16 protein-coding genes and 1 riboswitch are annotated in these 14961 nt (G+C 71.9%); of the genes, 13 read left to right on the top strand and 3 right to left on the bottom strand.

Going from position 1 to position 14961, the window contains the following annotated elements; translation table 11 throughout:
* Position 1 precedes the first annotated feature (1 nt).
* The 9 genes from ACU6WZ_RS25735 (at position 2) to ACU6WZ_RS25775 (ending at position 7495) form a co-directional block, all read left to right on the top strand.
* Positions 2–1174, top strand: a complete 1173-nt coding sequence (locus tag ACU6WZ_RS25735) for an ROK family transcriptional regulator (protein ID WP_447030567.1) — start codon at positions 2–4, stop codon at positions 1172–1174.
* Positions 1175–1253: 79 nt separating this feature from the next.
* Positions 1254–1384: riboswitch (FMN riboswitch) on the top strand.
* A gap of 201 nt (positions 1385–1585) precedes the next feature.
* Positions 1586–2689: a bifunctional diaminohydroxyphosphoribosylaminopyrimidine deaminase/5-amino-6-(5-phosphoribosylamino)uracil reductase RibD gene (ribD, locus tag ACU6WZ_RS25740; protein ID WP_447034252.1), complete on the top strand. Its 1104-nt coding sequence runs from the start codon at positions 1586–1588 to the stop codon at positions 2687–2689.
* On the top strand, positions 2690–3316 hold the full coding sequence (locus tag ACU6WZ_RS25745; protein ID WP_447030568.1) for a riboflavin synthase: 627 nt from the start codon (positions 2690–2692) through the stop codon (positions 3314–3316).
* Positions 3313–3966: a nicotinamide mononucleotide transporter family protein gene (locus ACU6WZ_RS25750; RefSeq protein ID WP_447030569.1), complete on the top strand. Its 654-nt coding sequence runs from the start codon at positions 3313–3315 to the stop codon at positions 3964–3966. Before ACU6WZ_RS25745 ends, ACU6WZ_RS25750 begins: the two co-directional genes overlap by 4 nt.
* Positions 3963–5252 carry a bifunctional 3,4-dihydroxy-2-butanone-4-phosphate synthase/GTP cyclohydrolase II gene (locus ACU6WZ_RS25755; RefSeq protein ID WP_447030570.1) on the top strand — a complete coding sequence of 430 codons (1290 nt, stop codon included), beginning with the start codon at positions 3963–3965 and terminating at the stop codon, positions 5250–5252. The genes ACU6WZ_RS25750 and ACU6WZ_RS25755 overlap by 4 nt, the downstream gene beginning before the upstream one ends.
* Before the next feature lie 20 nt (positions 5253–5272).
* On the top strand, positions 5273–5758 hold the full coding sequence (ribH, locus tag ACU6WZ_RS25760) for a 6,7-dimethyl-8-ribityllumazine synthase (RefSeq protein ID WP_447030571.1): 486 nt from the start codon (positions 5273–5275) through the stop codon (positions 5756–5758).
* Positions 5759–5793: 35 nt separating this feature from the next.
* Positions 5794–6066: a phosphoribosyl-ATP diphosphatase gene (locus tag ACU6WZ_RS25765; protein ID WP_447030572.1), complete on the top strand. Its 273-nt coding sequence runs from the start codon at positions 5794–5796 to the stop codon at positions 6064–6066.
* A gap of 68 nt (positions 6067–6134) precedes the next feature.
* Positions 6135–6992 carry an ATP phosphoribosyltransferase gene (gene hisG, locus ACU6WZ_RS25770; RefSeq protein WP_447030573.1) on the top strand — a complete coding sequence of 286 codons (858 nt, stop codon included), beginning with the start codon at positions 6135–6137 and terminating at the stop codon, positions 6990–6992.
* 50 nt (positions 6993–7042) lie between these two features.
* A complete protein-coding gene (locus tag ACU6WZ_RS25775) occupies positions 7043–7495 on the top strand; it encodes a PH domain-containing protein (RefSeq protein WP_447030574.1) in 453 nt (150 codons plus the stop codon).
* A 40-nt stretch (positions 7496–7535) separates the two neighbouring features.
* On the opposite strand, the gene ACU6WZ_RS25780 is transcribed toward ACU6WZ_RS25775, so the two are convergent.
* A complete protein-coding gene (locus ACU6WZ_RS25780) occupies positions 7536–9464 on the bottom strand; it encodes an AAA family ATPase (RefSeq protein WP_447030575.1) in 1929 nt (642 codons plus the stop codon).
* Positions 9465–9808: 344 nt separating this feature from the next.
* Complete coding sequence (locus ACU6WZ_RS25785; protein ID WP_447030576.1) at positions 9809–10447, bottom strand: uridine kinase family protein; 639 nt, start codon at positions 10445–10447, stop codon at positions 9809–9811.
* Between the two features lie 402 nt (positions 10448–10849).
* Between ACU6WZ_RS25785 and ACU6WZ_RS25790 the strand changes: the two genes are divergently transcribed.
* From ACU6WZ_RS25790 to ACU6WZ_RS25805, 4 genes are all read left to right on the top strand, one after another.
* Positions 10850–12193, top strand: a complete 1344-nt coding sequence (locus ACU6WZ_RS25790; RefSeq protein ID WP_447030577.1) for a C39 family peptidase — start codon at positions 10850–10852, stop codon at positions 12191–12193.
* Between the two features lie 93 nt (positions 12194–12286).
* The gene (locus ACU6WZ_RS25795; RefSeq protein WP_447034253.1) at positions 12287–12409 is read left to right on the top strand and encodes an SCO1431 family membrane protein; all 123 of its coding nucleotides are present in this window, start codon (positions 12287–12289) and stop codon (positions 12407–12409) included.
* A 77-nt stretch (positions 12410–12486) separates the two neighbouring features.
* On the top strand, positions 12487–12642 hold the full coding sequence (locus ACU6WZ_RS25800; RefSeq protein ID WP_447030578.1) for a hypothetical protein: 156 nt from the start codon (positions 12487–12489) through the stop codon (positions 12640–12642).
* A 160-nt stretch (positions 12643–12802) separates the two neighbouring features.
* Positions 12803–13975, top strand: coding sequence for an acyl-CoA dehydrogenase family protein (locus ACU6WZ_RS25805; RefSeq protein WP_447030579.1), 1173 nt, complete (start codon positions 12803–12805; stop codon positions 13973–13975).
* A gap of 371 nt (positions 13976–14346) precedes the next feature.
* Here ACU6WZ_RS25805 and ACU6WZ_RS25810 read toward each other — a convergent pair whose 3' ends face one another.
* Positions 14347–14778 carry a hypothetical protein gene (locus ACU6WZ_RS25810; RefSeq protein WP_447030580.1) on the bottom strand — a complete coding sequence of 144 codons (432 nt, stop codon included), beginning with the start codon at positions 14776–14778 and terminating at the stop codon, positions 14347–14349.
* Positions 14779–14961 lie beyond the last annotated feature (183 nt).

Below are 14961 nucleotides of genomic sequence, written 5' to 3' on the forward strand. Positions count from 1 at the left end.
CATGCTCGCATCACCGAGCACCGCCCGGGCCATCAACGACCGGACAGCGTTGAAGCTGTTGCAGCACGAGGGTCCGCTCACCGCCGGGCAGCTCAAGACGCTCACCGGACTCTCCCGCCCGTCCGTCGCCGACCTGGTCGAACGGCTGCAGGGCGCCGGGCTGATCGCCGTGGTCGGGGAAACCGGCGCGCAGCGGCGTGGCCCCAACGCGCGGCTCTACGGGATCGTCGCCGACCGGGCGCACCTCGCCGCGGTCGACGTACGCACGCAAGGGGTAACGGTCGCCGTCACCGACCTGCTCGGCCGGAAACTGGCTGAGGCGACCCTGCCCATCGGCGGCGAGACGATCGGCACCGGGCCCGCCGTGGAGCAGGCGGTCGCCCTGTTGGAACGCACCGCGCGTGAGGCCGGGGCGCAGCGACTTCACAGCGTCGGAATCGGCGCGCCCGGCCTGATCGACCCGGTCACCGGTGAACTGCGGGCGAGCAAGGGCCTGCCCGCCTGGCACCGCAGACTGGTCGCCGCCCTGCGGCAACGCCTCCCCGCCGCGGTGCTCGTGGAGAACGAGACCAACCTGGCCGCGCTCGCCGAGCACCGGCTCGGGGCGGCCCGCGACCGGGACACCTTCGTACTCCTGTGGCTCGGCCACGGCGTGGGCGCGGCGCTCATGCTCGACGGCAGGCTGCGCCGGGGCGCCTCCGGTGGCGCGGGCGAGATCGGGTTCATGCCGGTGCCGGGCACTGTGGGGCTGCCGTCGGCCACGGGGTGCGACGGCGGTTTCCACTCGCTGGTGGGCGGCTCGGCCGTCGCCCGGCTCGCGGAGCGCCACTCACTCGCCACGGACGGGGACACCTCGGCCGCGGCCGGCGTGCGGGCGGCGCTCGCGGCGGGGCGCCGGGGCGAGCCGTTCCTGGACGCCCTCGCCCGGCACCTCGCCGTGGGGGCGGCGTCCGTCACGGCGGTCCTCGATCCCGGCTGCGTCCTGCTCGGGGGCGAGAGTGGCCACGCGGGCGGCGCCGCCCTCGCCGAGCGCGTCGCCGGTCGCCTGGCCGAGCTGTCCCCCCTGCGCACCGAGGTACGGGCCGGGGAACTCGGCGACGCGGCCGTGCTCCAGGGGGCGCTGCTCTCGGCGCGGGACGCGGCCCAGGACGACCTGTTCGCGCCACGGAGCTGACGTGGTGTGTGAGCCGGGCCACAGCGGCTCGCATGCGTGACCGCCGAGCAGGCGTGGCAGACTGACCCTGTACCAGCAGCAGCGCACTCCGGGGTCGGTGTAATTCCGAACCGGCGGTTATAGTCCGCGACCCGGTCACATCCAGTGACCGGTTGAACAGGTGAAATTCCTGTACCGACGGTGAAAGTCCGGATGGGAGGCAGTGCGCGGCGGGCCGTCACAGGTCATTGGTACGCCGCTGTCGGCAATCGGCCGCCCCACATGGGCGACCTCCGTCCGGCCCGGCGTTCCCGTGCCCCCTGCGATGTCTGCCCGCTCTCTGTCGTCATCGACAGGCCCCGGAGTCCGTGCCCGAAGAGGCAGGAGGACCCGGTGGCCACCACGGCCGAAGTCACGACCGACGCGAACGCCATGCGCCGGGCCATCGCCCTCGCCGCCCGCGGACTCGGTTCCACCAGCCCCAACCCGGTTGTCGGCTGCGTCGTCCTGGACGCCACGGGCAAACCGGTCGGCGCCGGCTTCCACCAGCGCGCCGGCGGCCCGCACGCCGAGGTGCACGCCCTGCGGCAAGCGGGGGAGCGGGGGCGCGGCGGCACGGCGTACGTCACCCTCGAACCCTGTAACCACACCGGCCGCACCGGCCCCTGCGCCCAGGCGCTGATCGCGGCCGGCATCGCCCGTGTCGTGTACGCCGTAGGGGACCCGAACCCGCAGGCCACGGGCGGCGGCGACACCCTGCGCGCGGCCGGGATCCGGGTCGAGCAGGGCCTGCTCCAGGACGAGGCCGGGGCCGTCAACGCCGCCTGGCTCACCTCCGTGCGTCTCGGCCGCCCGTACGTCCACTGGAAGTACGCTGCCACGCTCGACGGCCGTATCGCCGCCGCCGACGCCACCAGCCGCTGGATCACCTCGGCGGAGTCCCGTGCCGACGTACACCGGCTGCGCGCCGAGGCGGACGCCGTGATCGTCGGCTCCGGCACAGTGCGCGCCGACGACCCGCACCTCGCCGTACGCGGCATCGAGGGCGCCACCCAGCCACTGCGGGTCGTCGTCGACACCAACGCCGCCGCGGTGCGGCCCGGCGCACGCGTCCTCGACGACGCGGCGCCCACCCTGATCGCGGTCGCCGAGGACGCCGACACGACCCCGCTCGCCGGCGTGGACGTCGTACGGCTGCCCCGCACCAGCACCGGCCTCGACATCCCCGCCCTGCTCGCCGCGCTGCACACCCGCGGTGTCCGCTCGGTCCTCCTCGAAGGAGGGCCGACGCTCGCCGGGGCCTTCGTCGCCGCCGGCGCTGTCGACGCGGTCACCGGCTACCTCGCTCCCGTCCTGCTCGGCGCGGGGCCCGCCGCCCTCGCCGGCGCCGGAATCTCCACCCTCACCGAAGCGTTGCGCCTCGACATCAGCGACAGCGTCCGCCTCGGCCCCGATCTGCGCATCACCGCCGTACCCTCCGTCTCCGCCACCCCCGCATCCGCATCCGCATCCGCATCCGCATTGAAGGAGCACTGAGTGTTCACCGGAATCGTCGAAGAACTGGGTGAGGTCACCGCCGTCGAGAACCTCGGTGACGCCTCCCGTTTCCGGCTGCGCGGACCCCTCGTCACCGAGGACGTCAAGCACGGCGACTCCATCGCCGTCAACGGGGTCTGTCTGACCGTCGTGGACTTCGGGGACGGCGAATTCACCGCCGACGTGATGGCCGAGACGCTGCTTCGCTCCAGCCTCGGCGCCCTCGCCGTCGGCTCCCGCGTCAACCTGGAGCGCCCCATGGCGCTCGGGGGGCGCCTCGGCGGACACCTCGTCCAGGGACACGTCGACGGCGCCGGCACCATCGTCCGCCGCGAACCGTCCGAGCACTGGGAGATCGTCAAGATCTCCCTGCCGGCCGGCCTCGCCCGCTACGTCGTCGAGAAGGGCTCCATCACCGTCGACGGCGTCAGCCTGACCGTCGTCGAGGCGGCGGACGACTACTTCACGATCAGCCTGATCCCCACCACCCTCGCCCTCACCACCCTTGGCATCAAGCAGGCAGGAGACCCGGTGAACCTAGAGGTGGACGTACTGGCCAAGTACGTCGAGCGGCTGCTCGGCGCCGGCGGCGACGCGGACTCCCAGGCCGAGGAGAGCAGCAGGTGAGCGCCGCGTCCTGGCTGAACAGCGAGGCCTTCGCCGCCTTCGGCCAGCACATCATGTGGTCCGACATGATCGGCAACACCATCGGGCTGATCGCCCTCGCGCTCGGCTGGCGCCGCTCCATATGGACCTGGCCCGCCCAGTTCCTGTCCGGTGTCATCCTCGTCGCCGCCTACGGCGCCGCCCACCTCAGCGGCGGTGTCGGCAAGCAGCTGCTGGTCATCGGCGTCGCCGTATGGGGCTGGCGGCAGTGGCAGCGCGGCAGGCAGCAGGCCCAGGACGGCTCGATCGCCATCCGCTTCGCCACCTGGCGCGAGCGCGGACTGCTGCTCGGCGGTGCGGTGGTGGGCACCCTGGCCGTCGGCGGACTCTTCACCCTCTACCCGTCACTGTCCTGGAGCCCCTGGGCCGACGCGTACATCTTCGTCGGCACCCTCGTCGCGATGGTCGCGCAGGCCCGCGGCCTGGTCGAGTTCTGGTTCGCCTGGCTGCTGGTCGACCTGGTGGGCGTACCGCTCGCCTTCAGCAGCGGCCTCGCCTTCTCCGGTTTCGTGTACGTCGTCTACCTCGCCCTCGTCCTCTGGGGTGCTTACGACTGGTGGCAACGGTCGCGCGCGAGCGCGACGCCCGCCATGGAAGGAGCAACAGCATGAGTGCCCTGCCCACTTGGTACAGCACCGACAACGCGGAGGACCTGGCCCTCGACCCCGTCGAGCACGCCATTCGCGACATCGCGGCGGGCCGCCCCGTGGTGGTCGTCGACGACGAGAACCGGGAGAACGAGGGCGACCTCGTCATCGCCGCAGAGAAGGCGACCCCCGAGATCGTCGCCTTCATGATGAGCGAGTGCCGCGGCCTGATCTGCGCGCCCATGGAAGGCGACGAACTGGAGCGGCTCGCCCTCCCGCAGATGGTCGAGCACAACACAGAGTCGATGCGCACGGCCTTCACCGTCTCCGTCGACGCCGGCCCCGAGCACGGTGTCACCACCGGCATCTCCGCCGCGGACCGCGCCACCACCCTGCGCCTGCTGGCGAGCGGGGCCTCCACCGCGGGCGACTTCGTGCGCCCCGGGCACATCTTCCCGCTGCGCGCCAAGCCCGGCGGCGTACTCGTACGCAACGGCCACACCGAGGCAGCCGTCGACCTCGCCCGGCTCGCGGGCCTGCGTCCGGCCGGCGCCATCGTCGAGATCGCCGGCGAGGACGGTGTGATGCTGCGGCTGCCCGAACTGATCCCGTTCGCCCGCAAGCACGGCCTGACGATCATCTCCATCGAGGACCTGATCGCCTACCGCCGCACCTCGGACCCCACCGTCCGCCGCGAGGCAACGGTCCATCTGCCCACGGCCCACGGCGAGTTCACGGCGTACGGCTACCGTTCCACCGTAGACGGCGTCGAACACGTCGCCCTCGTGCACGGCGGGACCGGCGACGGCCAGGACGTCCTGGTCCGGATGCACTCCGAGTGCCTGACCGGCGACATCTTCCACTCGCTGCGCTGCGACTGCGGCCCTCAGCTGGAAGCGTCCATGCGGGCCATCACCGAGGCGGGACGCGGCGTCATCGTCTATCTGCGCGGCCACGAGGGGCGCGGCATCGGACTGCTGTCCAAGCTGCGCGCGTACGAGCTCCAGGAGCTGGGCCGCGACACCCTCGACGCCAACCTGGAGCTGGGCCTGCCCGCCGACGCCCGCGACTACGCGGCGGGCGCGCAGATCCTGGAGGATCTCGGCGTACACAGCGTCCGGCTGATGACCAACAACCCCGAGAAGACCGCGGCGCTCGTACGGCACGGCCTGACCGTCACCGGGCGCGAGCCGATGCCCGTGACCGCGGGCGAACACAATCTCCGGTACCTGCGCACCAAGCGGGACCGGATGGGACACGACCTGCCCTGGCTGGACGGCACCCCCGCCTCCACCTGCGGCAACCAGTAACAACTTCCTAGGAGCACAGCGTGAGCGGCAAAGGCGCACCCGAACTGAGCGTGAAGAACTGCGGCGACCTGCGGGTGGCGGTGATCGCGGCCCAGTGGCACGAGAAGATCATGGACGGCCTCGTCGACGGCGCCCTGCGCGCCCTGCACGAACTGGGCATCGACGAGCCGACCGTCCTGCGGGTCCCCGGCAGCTTCGAGCTCCCGGTCGTCGCGAAGGTCCTCGCCGGCCGCGGCTACGACGCGATCGTCGCGCTCGGCGTTGTGATCCGGGGCGGAACACCGCACTTCGAGTACGTGTGCCAGGGCGTCACCAACGGCCTGACGCAGGTCTCCGTCGACACCGGAGTCCCCATCGGCTTCGGCGTGCTGACCTGCGACACCGAGGAGCAGGCACTGGACCGCGCCGGAATCGAAGGCTCCCGCGAGGACAAGGGCCACGAGGCCGTGACGGCGGCCCTCGCCACCGCCACCACGCTGCGCACGGTCGCCGAACCCTGGCGCTGAGTGCCCACATTCCACCCCGTACTCTTAGGCCCATCATGGCGAACAAAACCTTCGAAGAGCTCTTCACCGAGCTGCGGCTCAAGGCCGCAGACGGCGACCCCTCCAGCTCCCGCACCGCTGAGCTGGTGGACAAGGGCGTGCATGCCATCGGTAAGAAGGTCGTCGAGGAGGCCGCCGAGGTGTGGATGGCCGCCGAGTACGAGGGCAAGGAAGCCACCGCCGAGGAGATCTCGCAGCTGCTGTACCACGTCCAGGTGATGATGGTCGCCCGCGGGATCTCGCTCGAGGACGTCTACGCCCACCTCTGAGCCGCACCCCCTGCACCTCTTCGCGTACGTACGACACGACTCCCACCGCACAGAAGGAACCTGACCTCATGCTGCGCATCGCCATCCCCAACAAGGGCTCCCTCTCCGGACCTGCGGCGGAGATGCTCCATGAGGCCGGGTACCAGCAGCGCAAGGAGTCGAAGGAGCTGCGCCTGGTCGACCCGGAGAACGAGGTCGAGTTCTTCTACCTGCGGCCCCGTGACATCGCGATCTACGTGAGCTCCGGCCGCCTCGACATCGGCATCACCGGGCGCGACCTGCTGCTCGATTCCGGAGCCAACGCGGAGGAGATCCTCCAGCTCGGCTTCGCACGCTCCACCTTCCGCTACGCCACCAAGCCGGGCACCGCCGCCGGCGTCCAGGACTTCGGCGGGATGACGGTTGCCACCTCGTACGAGGGCATCGTCGCCAAGCACCTCGCCGACGAGGGTATCGACGCCGCAGTCGTCCACCTCGACGGTGCCGTCGAGACGGCCATCGAGCTCGGCGTCGCACAGATCATCGCCGACGTCGTCGAGACCGGCACCAGCCTGCGCAACGCGGGCCTCGAAGTGATCGGCGAGCCCATCATGACCTCGGAAGCGGTCGTCATCCGGCGCGCCGGGACCTCCGGCGACGAGGCGGCCGACCCCAAGGTCGGGCAGTTCCTGCGCCGCCTCCAGGGCGTTCTCGTCGCCCGCAGCTACGTGATGATGGACTACGACTGCCGGGCCGAGCACCTCGAAGCGGCTGTCGCCCTCACCCCCGGCCTGGAGTCCCCGACCGTCTCGCCGCTGCACAACGAGGGCTGGGTCGCCGTCCGCTCCATGGTCCCCGCCAAGGAATCGCAGCGCGTCATGGACGACCTGTACGAGCTCGGCGCCCGCGCCATCCTCACCACGGCCATCCACGCCTGCCGCCTCTGAGCCCGGACGCATCACGCCGTACCGCTCCACTCCGAAGGAACCCGACCGCCGTGTCCCAGCCCGAACTCCCCACCCTGCCGGTCACGTTCCGGCCGACCCGCACCCGGGCCGTCCTGCTGACCGTCGGGGTGGTGATGTTCGCCGTCATCACCACGATCGCGCTGCTTCTGGAAACCCTCACCGGCGGCGAGCGGGCGTCCTTCATCCTCACCGCGCTGCTGATCTTCGGCGTGCTGCTGCTGCTCAGCCGCCCCAAGGTCGTCGCCGACTACGCAGGTGTCATCGTGGTCAACCTGACCACCACGCGTCGGCTGGAGTGGGCCGAGATCGTACGGGTGAACCTGCGCTCCGGTGACCCCTGGGTCTTCCTCGACCTCAGCGACGGCTCCAGCCTGCCCGCTCTCGGCATCCAGCCCGGCATCGCCAAGCAGCAGGCCATCCGTGACGCCCACGCCCTGCGCGCCCTGGCCGAGACCCGCGGCACCGGCAACCACCCGCGCTGACCCCGCCGGGGTTGCCTGCCCGAAGGATCACGGCCGGGGCCTACAGCGGGGGAGGCTCCCGCCGGCGCCGGTCGGCGGGACCGCGCCCCGAGAGCACCTCGCCGTACGCCTGCATCAGGTCGGGCAGCCGCAGCGTCGCCAGCTCGTCGCGCGTGGGGGCGGCGGCGTAACCGGAAAGCCTCAGATCGCGGTACGCGCAGCTCTTCTCGTAGAGCGTGCGCAGGAAGCGGCCGTTGCCCAGCTCGTCGATCCAGCCCTGGTCGACGACGTGCCCGCTGATGCTGCGCAGCTCCTCCAGGGCCTCCTCGTCCCACCCGTCGCCGTTCTCGGCGGCCAGCACCTCGCCGATGGCGGTCAGCTCCAGCGGCCGGTAGCTGGGGAAGTCGACCCGAGTCGTGAAGCGGGAGGAGAGGCCGGGGTTGACGGCGAGCAGGCGGTCCATGCCCTCCGGGTAGCCGGCCAGGATCACCACCAGGTGGTCCCGGTTGTCCTCGGCGCGTTTGAGGAGCACCTGGAGGGCCTCGTCGCCGTACGCGTCACCCTTGCTGTAGCCGGAGTTGGAGAGGCTGTACGCCTCGTCGACGAACAGCACCCCGCCGATCGCCGAGTCGATCAGCTCGTTCGCCTTGACGGCGGTCTGGCCCAGGAACTCGCCTACCAGGTCGGCCCGTTGGGCTTCCACCAGATGGTCGCCACCGAGCAGCCCGAGCGCGTAGAACACCCGCCCCAGGATGCGGGCGACCGTGGTCTTCCCGGTCCCCGAGGGGCCCGAGAAGACCAGGTGGCGTTTCGGAGGCTGGACGGGAAGGCCCTGCCCGGCCCGCAGCCGGGCCATGTTCAGTTGCGCCGAGAGCGCTTTGACCTGGCGTTTCACCGGTTCGAGGCCGACCATGCGCTCCAGCTCGGCCAAAGCCTCGGCGAGCAGCGCGGGATCCGAGGGGCCCCCGGGGAAGACGGGGGACGCCGACCTCGGCGATAAGAAGGCCTTTTCGCGTACGCCGCTGCCCCCGGCGGCCGCGGCCCCGCCCACGCCCGCCGGCGGCTGCGTGCCGTCGCCGATCAGCAGGTCCCGCCCCTCCGGCACCTCGGGCCCCAGCAGGCTCTCGGAGTTGCCGGCGGCGTCCGCGGCGTCCGCGGCGTCCTGGCCACTCCCGGCCAGCGACACAGCGGCGAAGCCCGGGGAGTCCTCGTACCCGTCCCCCTCGGCGATCGCCGCGAGCCGCGCCGAAGTGTCCATGAACGCCGGATCGACTCGGTGTACGGCCCGGTACAGGGGCAGCGCGGCCGCACTGCGTCCGGTGCCCTCGTGCGCGCGGGCCAGCCAGTAGCGCAGCTCCTTGCGCTGCGGCTGCTCGCTGCGGCAGCGCATCAGGGCGGCCGACAACATCGGCTCGGCCTGCCCGTACATCTCCAGACGCACCCGTGCCATGCCGCCGAAGAGCCCGGTCTCGATGCCGAGCAGCGGGTCGTCGACGAGCGGATCGGTATGGCGTACGAGCTGCTCCCAGTCCTTGACCAGGTACGCGCGACAGGCGTGCAGAAACCGCACCTGCGGATCGGCGTCCACCGGCGGCAGCCCCGCCAACGCCCGGTCGAGTTCCGGCACATGGCGGCCGTCGAGCCAGTGGGAGGCGTGCGCGAGCAGCAGGTCGCGCGGCTTCTCCAGCACGGGCTGGACCCACCAGCCCAGCCAGTACCAGGAGTTCAGGGTCCGCCGGTGCCGGGCCCGCTGCTCGCCGAAGCGATCGCGGTGGCGGTGCATGCGCAGCAGGGCGGTGGTCGTGTCGATGCGCAGCGCGTGCAGGCCGAGCCATCCGTCCGCCATGCCGGGATCCATTTGTACGGCGGCCCTGAACTCGTCCTCGGCCTGCGGATACGCGCCCATCGTGTAGGCGTCCACCCCACGCAGCCAGGCGAGGTCGGCCGGGGCGTTGAGGCCCCGCGTGCCGAATTCCGTGACGTCCCCCACGAACCGTGCCCCCCCGTGATGTGCCGCCGGGCATGCGCCCGTCGGGCAGGACTCAGAACCGCCTTGTGGCGGAAGGGAATTGACCGCGCCGAAAGGCATCGTACCCGGCGGGCGGGCCGCGGCCCAAGGACGGCGCAGGCCGGACCGGCACGGTGACCGAGGGTGAGCGAGAGCGTCGCTTGCGCCCCGCGAGGGGGGCCGGGGCAGAACGAAGCCCCCGATCACGGGGGAACAACCGGGGGCTTCGCGTCTGCGGGGCGGCTGCCGAAAAGCCGCACATTGAGAACGTAAGACCTGTACACCCGCCGGGTCAAGCAGAGTTGAGTCACTCCCGGAGGAGGTTTTCAGGCCGAAGCGGGAGGCCGGAGCCGATGGTCACTCATGGTGACCGAATGGTTCGCCCGCGCTGCCGCGCCGGACCCCGGCCACCACGCGTACCCCTCCGGACACTGCCGCACCAGCAGATCCGCGTGCGGCCGCGAGGGGTCCGTAGCGAAATGGCGCATCTCCGCCGCTGTCCACCCGTCCCAGAACTCGGCCTGCGCCGGGCCGTCCCTGCGCCGTCCCCGCGCCCACGCCGACGGCGCGGCCAGCTCCATCCAGAGCAGACGCGCGAGGTCCGGCCTGACAGCGGCGCGCCCCGCTCCGACCCCCTCGATCAGCACGACGGGCGCTGGGCACAACGTCCGGGCGGGACCGAAGCGGCGCAGCGCCCAGTCGTACGGTGCGTACCGCGCGCCCTCGCCGCGGGAGAGCGGGCCCGTCACCTGCTGCCGGAGCCGCCCGGTCCAGGCGAAGAGTTCCTCGTGCGTGGCCAGGTCGTCGAGGCGCAGTACGGGCGCCCCGCCCAGCGCGGCGGCGAGCCGGTCGGCGAAGGTGCTCTTGCCGGACCCCGCGTGCCCGTCCACGGCGACCAGCCGCACGGGCCCGCAGGAGGGCGGCAGGGCGCGCAGCGAGTCGGCCAGCCCGTCGAGGTCTCCCACGTCTCCCACCCTAGTGCCCCTCCCGGCAAGCTTCGCCCCGTCGCGCCGCCCCAGCACGCACGCTCGCCGCGCTGGCCAAAAGCCCTGGTAGCTCCTTCCCCAAGCTCTCAACTTCGTTCGAGCACGGGAGACCCCATCCAAGGACTTCCGGCCGCCTTGCGATCGCCCGCAACTGGACGACGCTCCTCACGGGGCGAACATTGCCGGTCGCGGCACTGGCCAAGGTCGGCACAGAGCCCGCGACCAGTCGGTTTCCGCCCCGGATCACGCCAGTGGTCACCACCAATGTTGGTCGCGCGACGCGGCCCGAAGTGCTGGCAGAAGCCCGCTCGGACCAGCCATAGTTGGCGCACTGTCGTGCACCTGCCCGCGCCATCCGCATCCGCCCCGGGGGCCATGACCATGAACAGACCCACTTCGCGCCGTACCGTTCTGACCGCCGCGATCGCCGCAGCCGTCGGCGCCACCGCCGCGTCCGCGGCCCCCGCCGTCGCCGCAGTCGCGCCGACCCGGTCCCGCCTCGTCGACAACCGCTTCTGGTCCTCCGTCCGCGACTGGCGCTCCGGCGCCGCCGCCGGAACCGAGGTGGTGGCAGGCCGCAGGCCGGGTCTGGCCATCGGCCGGCCGGCCGGCCGCATCGACTACGCGGACCCGCACACCGGTACGACCTCCACCTGGGAGTACGCGACCTGGACCTCCCCGGTGCACCGCTCCTCGGTGCCGGCCACCGAGGTCATCGCCTCGTGGAACGCCGACACCCCGGCCGGCACGTGGCTGGCGGTCGAGCTGGCGGGCACGTACTCGGACGGCGCCACCACACCGTGGTACGTGATGGGCCGCTGGGCGGCGGGCGACGCCGACATCAGGCGCACCTCCGTCGACGACCAGAGCGACGGCCGCAGCAGCATCTGGACGGACACGTTCTCCATCGACGACGCCGCGAGCGGCCTGCGCCTCGCGTCGTACCGGCTGAGGCTCACCCTCTACCGCAAGCCGGGCTCCGGGCTCACCCCCACCGTCTGGCGGGCCGGGGCGATGGCGTCCGACATCCCGGACCGCTTCACGGTGCCCGCCACACCGGCGGGTGTCGCCAGGGAGCTCACGGTTCCGCGTTACTCCCAGAACACGCACGTCGGCCAGTACCCGGAGTACGACAACGGCGGCGAGGCCTGGTGCAGCCCCACCTCCTCGCAGATGATCATCGAGTACTGGGGACGTAAGCCCGGCGCGGACGACCTGGCATGGGTCGACCCGGCGTTCGACGACCCGCAGGTGTGCCACGCGGCGCGTTACACCTTCGACTACCAGTACGACGGATGCGGCAACTGGCCGTTCAACGCCGCGTACGCCGGGACGTACCCGGACATGAACGCTGTCGTCACCCGGCTGAACTCCCTGGCCGACCTGGAGACACTGGTGCGCGCCGGCATCCCGGTCATCACCTCCCAGTCCTTCCTCAAGGAGGAGTTGACGGGGGCCGGCTACGGCACCGCCGGTCATCTGATGACGGTGATCGGCTTCACGCCCGACGGCGACGTCGTCGCCAACGACCCCGCGTCGCCGAGCAACGAGGCCGTGCGCCGCGTCTACCAGCGCCGCGAGTGGGAGAACATCTGGTTGCGTACCAAGCGCTACAACGCGAGCGGGAAGGTGGCGTCCGGCACAGGCGGCGTCTGTTACGTCTACTGGCCCGAGCGCCCCACCGCGGCCCAGCGCAAGGCCCTCGCGGCCGTCGGCATCAGCTGAGCCGCGGCCCGGCCCGGGGTCCGTGACGAACGTCATCTACCACCGGGCCGGGCCCGCGATGCACGGTGGAGCACCACCGCCGAGCACACCCGCATCGGCTCCGGGGCCGGTACCGGTGGCCCGAAGGACGGGCCCAAGATCCTTGAACACGTCATGGGCTGGGCGGCCCTTGTCGTCGTGCTCGCCACGTTCGTCACCCACACCGGCCTCATGTGACCGCCTGAGCTCTGCGCCGCCGCCCCTCACGACGCGTGGCATCCCGCCGACCGCCCCGAATGGCCCTGATCGGCTGGATGACCGGAGCCGAAGGGATCACGCTGGACTGGCTGGGCCACCGGGCACTCGGCCGGGACGCCGTCCGCGAGCTGCTCATCAGGCTGCTCGACGCCACACTCCGTACGATCGAGGAACTGGAACCCAGCTGCCCGGCGCCGTCCACAACCCCGTGACGGAAGTCCTTCCATCAGGCATACTCAACCCGCCACAGCCGCTGGCCAGCGACTTCCGTGATCCGGAGAGGTGCCGGCGGCCAGGCGTCAAGATCCGGCGGCGCCGCCACACCCTGCGCGTGCGTCCGCCGCAGCGCCCGACAGGGAGGAGAGCGCCGCAATGTCCGACCGCGCCCCGCAGCCGGTGGAACGTCAGCTGCCCACCGAGGAGTCCCGGGATCTGCTCGCGCTGGTGCGCGACCTGGTCCAGCGTGAAATCGAACCTCGGGCCGCAGCCGAGGAGGACGCCGGGCACTTCCCGCGCGAGGTCTTCACGCTGCTCTCCGAGTCCGGGCTGCTCGGCCTGCCGTACGACGCCGAACACGGCGGCGGAGACCAGCCGTACGAGGTCTACCTCCAGGTACTCGAAGAGCTCGCCGCCGCCCGCCTCACCGTCGGCCTCGGCGTCAGCGTCCACAGTCTCGCCTGCCACGCCCTCGCCGGCTACGGCACCAAGGAGCAGCAGGCCGAGCACCTGCCCGGCATGCTCGGGGGCGGCCTGCTCGGTGCCTACTGCCTCTCCGAGCCGGCGTCCGGCTCGGACGCCGCCTCGCTGCGCACGAAGGCCGTCCGAGACGGCGACGACTGGGTGCTCACCGGTACGAAGGCCTGGATCACGCACGGCGGGATCGCCGACTTCTACACCGTCCTCGCCCGTACCGGCGGTGAGGGTGCACGCGGTATCTCGGCGTTCCTGGTGCCCGGCGACGCCGCGGGTCTGCACGCCGCGCTGCCCGAGAAGAAGATGGGCATGAAGGGCTCGCCCACCGCCCAGCTCAACTTCGACGGCGTACGGGTCCCGGACTCCCGCCGCATCGGCGAGGAGGGCCAGGGCTTCGCGATAGCGCTGTCCGCGCTCGACTCGGGCCGGCTCGGCATCGCGGCCTGCGCGATGGGGGTCGCCCAGGCGGCGCTGGACGAGGCCATCTCGTACGCGACCGGACGGCAGCAGTTCGGACGGCCGATCGCCGACTTCCAGGGCCTGCGCTTCCTGCTCGCCGACATGGCCACCCAGATCGAGGCGGGCCGGGCGCTCTACCTCGCGGCGGCGCGCCTGCGGGACGCGGGGCAGCCGTTCTCGCGGCAGGCGGCGATGGCGAAGCTGTTCTGCACGGACGCGGCGATGAAGGTGACGACCGACGCCGTCCAGGTGCTCGGTGGCTACGGCTACACGCTGGACTTCCCCGTCGAGCGCTTCATGCGCGAGGCCAAGGTGCTCCAGATCGTCGAGGGTACGAACCAGATTCAGCGCATGGTCATCGCCCGCCATCTCGTGGGTCCGGAGACCCGCTGAGCCGGATGGCGTCCGGCCACTTCGGGGGCGCCACGAGCCGGGCCCACTCCGGGTCGCGGCGCCCCGGCACCGTCCGGCCGTGGCTGTGCCACTGACGCAGGAGCGCTCGGTAGAGGGGCGGGTCCGCCGGATGCGGAACCGATTCTGCGGTGGGCGGTGGCACGAGACGCCGGCGTCCGTCGCCGACCGGTGCGAACTGCGGGGTCATACCCGCCCAACAGCCACGGGGCAGCCCTGGTTATCGCCCGGCCCATTCGGGAGTGCGTTCGCGCGGTGCCCTTACCGGCAGCGCGGTGTGAGCCCGGACGGTCGTGGTACCGGCTCACACCGCGTCCGTACCACGACTGTCCGTACCTCGACCTGAGGCCTCGCTAGGCCGCGCGCCGCATCTGCGACGCCTTCAGCGGTCGCGAGCCCGGGCCGCCCACGTGCGAGAAGGGCTGCGTCCGCCAGTCGAGCCCCTGAGGGAGCGTCAGGAGCAGGGCGGTGTCCTGCTCCTGCACGTCCGGGTTCGCGTCGGCGGGCTCGGCGTCCGCCGCGGGCCGGCCGGTGCCGGCGCACGCCGTGAGCCCGAACGGGTTCCACGGGGTGGGGCACTTGGCGTGCTCGGGCAGGACGGTCTCGTCCGCCAGCAGCGCGATCGGCTGGGCACAGTCCGGGCAGATGACCCGGTACATCTCAAAGGTGTCGTACGCGTCGAACTCGTCCAGATCTGCGACATCGCCGCTGTCGGCGTTGTCGTGGCTGTCGACAGATTCAACAGGCTCCGGTGCGCTGCGGCCGGTGCGCTTCAGGCTCTGCATGGAGACTCTCCCCCTCGGGTGGGCCGACAAGGCGCTGCGGCCTCGACCACAGCAAGCACTTCCCGCCGCGCACGCGCGGTAATCGCGCCGTCCCGACGGACACGACCGCAGGCCTGTGGTGTTCGTCACATGCCCGCCGCAGGTGCCCCTCCGGGAGGGTTCCGGGCTGTCCGGAAGCCCTCG

It is taken from the genome of Streptomyces hypolithicus (assembly GCF_052934925.1).

Excerpts from the sequence above, each read along its gene's own strand:
- ACU6WZ_RS25735 (WP_447030567.1), top strand. The coding sequence starts at position 2 with ATGCTCGCATCACCGAGCACCGCCCGGGCCATCAACGACCGGACAGCG.
- ribD (WP_447034252.1), top strand. The coding sequence starts at position 1,586 with ATGCGCCGGGCCATCGCCCTCGCCGCCCGCGGACTCGGTTCCACCAGC.
- ACU6WZ_RS25755 (WP_447030570.1), top strand. The coding sequence starts at position 3,963 with ATGAGTGCCCTGCCCACTTGGTACAGCACCGACAACGCGGAGGACCTG.
- ACU6WZ_RS25765 (WP_447030572.1), top strand. The coding sequence starts at position 5,794 with ATGGCGAACAAAACCTTCGAAGAGCTCTTCACCGAGCTGCGGCTCAAG.
- hisG (WP_447030573.1), top strand. The coding sequence starts at position 6,135 with ATGCTGCGCATCGCCATCCCCAACAAGGGCTCCCTCTCCGGACCTGCG.
- ACU6WZ_RS25790 (WP_447030577.1), top strand. The coding sequence starts at position 10,850 with ATGAACAGACCCACTTCGCGCCGTACCGTTCTGACCGCCGCGATCGCC.
- ACU6WZ_RS25800 (WP_447030578.1), top strand. The coding sequence starts at position 12,487 with ATGACCGGAGCCGAAGGGATCACGCTGGACTGGCTGGGCCACCGGGCA.
- ACU6WZ_RS25805 (WP_447030579.1), top strand. The coding sequence starts at position 12,803 with ATGTCCGACCGCGCCCCGCAGCCGGTGGAACGTCAGCTGCCCACCGAG.
- ACU6WZ_RS25810 (WP_447030580.1), bottom strand. The coding sequence starts at position 14,778 with ATGCAGAGCCTGAAGCGCACCGGCCGCAGCGCACCGGAGCCTGTTGAA.